At 68.8% G+C, this 4,105-nt stretch carries 5 protein-coding genes; all 5 read left to right on the forward strand.

Annotated elements, in window-relative coordinates; all coding sequences use genetic code 11:
- Positions 1–692 (forward strand): VWA domain-containing protein (locus A7B20_RS20970; protein WP_157937755.1); only part of this gene is annotated, 692 nt, incomplete at its 5' end.
- Positions 689–1,564, forward strand: coding sequence for an amidohydrolase family protein (locus A7B20_RS20975; protein WP_102110522.1), 876 nt, complete (start codon positions 689–691; stop codon positions 1,562–1,564). The genes A7B20_RS20970 and A7B20_RS20975, both read left to right, overlap by 4 nt.
- Before the next feature lie 10 nt (positions 1,565–1,574).
- Complete coding sequence (locus A7B20_RS20980; RefSeq protein ID WP_102110523.1) at positions 1,575–2,423, forward strand: N-acyl homoserine lactonase family protein; 849 nt, start codon at positions 1,575–1,577, stop codon at positions 2,421–2,423.
- 56 nt (positions 2,424–2,479) lie between these two features.
- Complete coding sequence (locus A7B20_RS20985) at positions 2,480–2,968, forward strand: cupin domain-containing protein (protein WP_245867178.1); 489 nt, start codon at positions 2,480–2,482, stop codon at positions 2,966–2,968.
- A 108-nt stretch (positions 2,969–3,076) separates the two neighbouring features.
- The coding region (locus A7B20_RS20990; RefSeq protein ID WP_172961081.1) for an SMP-30/gluconolactonase/LRE family protein at positions 3,077–4,105 on the forward strand (1,029 nt) is incomplete at its 3' end.

The following is a 4,105-nucleotide window of genomic DNA, read 5'->3' on the forward strand; positions in this document are numbered from 1 at the left end:
AGGCGCCGGAAGCGCTGCCACGGCGGATCTCCTACCGTCGGCGGCGCGCGGCGCGGGGGGACCGGCTGGACGCGCGGCGGACCCTGCGCGAAGCGGCGCGGCGCGGCGGCGACGTGCTGCGCCTGTTCGAGACCCGGAGGAAGACCCGGCAGCGGCGGGTGATGCTGCTGATCGACGTCTCGGGCTCGATGAGGGAGCGCAGCGGACCCGCGATGAGGCTCGCCCATGCGCTGGTGCAGGCGGCGGAACGCTGCGAGGTCTTCACGCTCGGCACCCGGCTGACGCGGATCACCGGACCGCTCCGGGTGCGCGACCTTGGGCAGGCGCTGGAGCGCGTCGGCGCGGCCATCGCCGATTTCGACGGCGGCACCCGGATCGGCGAGGCGTTGCAGGCGCTCCTGGCGGTGCCGCGCTATGCCGGGTTCGCCCGGGGCGCCGCGGTGGTGGTGCTGTCGGACGGGCTGGAGCGGGGCGACCCGGCGGCGATGGTGGACGCGGTGCGCAGGCTTTCGCGCAGCGCATGGGCGCTGACCTGGCTGACGCCGCTGGCCGCCGATCCGGACTATCGCCCCGAGACGGCGGCGATGGCCGGGATCCTGCCGGTGCTGGACCGCCTCGGCGACGGTGCGACCCTCGGCGCCGTGGTGGATCACATCCTCGATCTTTCGAAGCACGGACGGAGGGCCGCATGATCGACGCCCATCACCACATCTGGCTGCAGAAGGACCTGCCCTGGCTGCTCGGCCCCGAACAGCCGCGGATCTTCGGCCCCTATGCCGGGATCAAGCGCGACTACACCACCCGCGAATACCTGGCCGACATCGCCGGGACCGGGATCACGCAGTCGGTCTATGTCCAGGCGAACTGGGCGGCGAACTGGTTCGCGGACGAGGCCGCCTGGGTGCAGGCGGAGGGCGAGGCGCACGGGCGGCCCGACGCCATCGTCGCCTATGCCGATTTCACGAAAGGCGACGTGCGCGACCAGCTCGACCGGCTGAAGCGGTATGACCGGATGCGCGGGATCCGGCAGCAGTTTCACTTCCACGACAATCCGGCCTACCGCTTCGCGGCCTCGCCTGACCTCTGCACCGACGCGACAGTGCAGAAGAACATCGCATATCTCGGGGATTACGGCTGGACCTTCGACCTCCAGGTCTTCGCACCGCAGATGGAGGGCGCGGCGGCTCTCGCCAAAGCCTGCCCGCACATCACCTTCATCCTGCAACATGCAGGAATGCTTGAAGACCTGTCCGACGCGGGCCGCAAGGCCTGGCACGACGGCATGAAGCGCCTCGCCGACTGCCCGAACGTCGTCACCAAGCTGTCGGCCTTCGGCACCTTCCTCCACCGCAACGATCCCGCCTTCATCGAGGAGATGATCGTGACCACCGAAGGGCTGTTCGGGGCCGGGCGCTGCATGTTCGGGTCGAACTTCCCGATCGAGAAGCTCTGGACCAGCTACACGGAACTGTTCAACGCCTTCAGGGATGGCGCCAAGTCTCTGAGCGAGAAGAAACAATCGGCGATCTTCAACGACACCGCGAAGCGGGTCTACAGGTTATAGGGAGGGGCAGATGGCCTTGCAAATTCACATCCTCGATTACGGCGATATCGAGCTCGAAACCTCGTTCCTCGTGCTCGGGCACGAATGCGGGCGGGTGAGAAGGGTGCCGGTCTACGGCTTCCTCATCACCGGGGGCGAATACCCGGTGCTGGTCGACACCGGGTACCGCGACAACGCGATCATGGAGAGCCTCGGGATGCGGGGGCTCCAGTTCCACGACAACATGATCGAGAACCAGCTGGCCAGGCACGGGCTGCGCCTGGGCGACATCCGCTATATCTGCCACACGCACCTGCACATCGACCATGCGGGCAAGGACGACCTGTTCCCGATGAACACCACCGTGGTGCTGAACCGCCGCGAGATGGAGTTCTCGGTCTCGGGCATCATGTACCCGCAGTACCCCAAGCCCGACATCAAGCACCTCGTCGACCGGATCTACGAACCCGAGGCGATCCGCTTCCTCGACCTCGACATCACCACGGCCGAGGAGATCATCCCCGGCGTCTGGTGCGAATACGCGGGTGCGCACACCGAAGGGTCGATGAACGTCATCGTCGAGACGGCCGATGGGCTGGCCTGCATCTGCGGCGACGTGATCTACGACTTCAACGACCAGATCGTGAACCACGTCTACACCAACAACTGGATGGAGCCGCGCACCACCGGCAACCACTCGCAGAGCAAGCGCGAGGAGAAGGGGGCGATCAAGAAGCTCCTGAACAACTACACCTTCCTGCTGCCGATCCACGACAAGCCCGCGAAGATCGAGCGGCAGAAGGTGGTGGGGCGGCTGGGGATGACGGTACCGGGGCCGATGACCCAGACCCTGCCGGACCGTCCCTGGTTCCCGGTCTGAGCGCGATGGCGGGGGAAGGGCGTGCGGCGGGTCTGCGTCCGGCCGGGGAGGCGGCGGTGACGCCGCTGGCGCTGGCGACGGGCGGGGCGATCCCGAACAACCCGCTGCCTGCGCTGGTGGCACGGTCCGCGCTGGACGCGCCGGGGGCCGACGCCGTGATGGCGCTCTTCTCCGCCAACGGATGGCAGGGGCTGTGGGAATACACCGTCTTCGACTTCCACCACTTCCACCCCAACGTCCACGAGGTGCTGGCCGTGGTCGAGGGCCGGGCGCGGCTGATCCTCGGCGGCCCCGGCGGCGAGACGCTGGACGTCGGCCCGGGCGACGTGCTGCTGCTGCCACCGGGCACGGGCCATTGCCGGGACGCGGCCGGGGACGGCTTCTCCGTCGTCGGCGGCTATCCCCCGGGGGCCGGGCCGGTCGAGACGCTGCGCGCGCTGCCCGACGACGGCGGGGCCACGCTGCGCCGCATCGCCGAGGTGCCGCGCCCCGCCGCCGATCCACTTTACGGGGCAGGCCGCCCGCTTCTTGCAGCCTGGGGGTGAGGCAGATGTCGGAGCGCCGCCACACCCCCCCGTTCCCCGTCCGCAGGTGCCTTGACGCCTGTCCGGCCTCCCGCCTTAGTCCTGCCTGACACGCCGAAAGGACCGATCATGGCCCACACCGCCCTTGCCGACAGCTTCCACGCCCTGATCGACGTCGATGCGCCGGTGCGCCAGCTTGGCACCGGGTACACCTTCACCGAGGGCCCGCTGTGGCATCCGCTCGAGAAGCACCTGGTCTTCTCCGACATGCCCGCCGACGTGCGCCGCCGCTACACGCCGGGGCAGGGCGTGAAGGAGATCCAGCGTCCCTCGAACAAGGGCAACGGGATGACCTACGATGCCGAGCTGAACCTGCTGGTCTGCGAGCATTCCACGAGCTCGGTCGTCCGCATCCGCCCGGACGGACGGCGCGAGGTGATGTGTTCGCACTACAAGGGGCGCGAGCTGAACAGCCCGAACGACATCGTGGTGGGCAACGACGGCGCGATCTACTTCACCGATCCGACCTATGGCCGGATGGCGCATTTCGGTGTGCCGCGGCCGACGCACCTGGGCTTCCAGGGCGTCTATCGCATGGCGCCCGGACACCGCCCGGGCGACGAGCCGGAGCTGGTCGTCGACCGCTACCTGTTCAAGCAGCCGAACGGTCTGTGCTTCTCGCCCTGCCAGAAGTGGATGTGGGTCAACGACACCGACGAGGCCTGCATCCGCATGTTCGACGTCGCCGAGGACGGCAAGCTGGTCAACGGCAGGCTGTTCGCGGGCGGCATCCGCGATCGCCTGAAGCCGGGGCTGCCCGACGGGATGAAGGCCGACAAGGACGGCAACGTCTGGGTGACGGCGCCGGGCGGCGTCTGGGTCTATTCCTTCGAGGGGGCGCTGATCGGCAAGCTCTCGGTGCCCGAGATGGTGGCGAACCTGCACTGGGGCGGAGAGGACTGGAGCACGCTCTTCCTCTGCGCCTCGACCTCGCTCTACTCGGTGCAGACGAAGACGAAGGGCAGGGACGAGCCCTTCATGTATCCGAAGGGACAGGCCCGCCCCGCGCCCGCGCCGGAGCCCGTCGCCGCGCCGCAGGCAAGGCCCGTGCCGCCCGCTGCATTCCCGTCCGCCACGTCCGTCGCGCCGGCCCCCGCG

Origin of the sequence: Oceaniglobus roseus (genome assembly GCF_002869745.1) — a bacterium.
GTDB lineage: Bacteria > Pseudomonadota > Alphaproteobacteria > Rhodobacterales > Rhodobacteraceae > Oceaniglobus > Oceaniglobus roseus.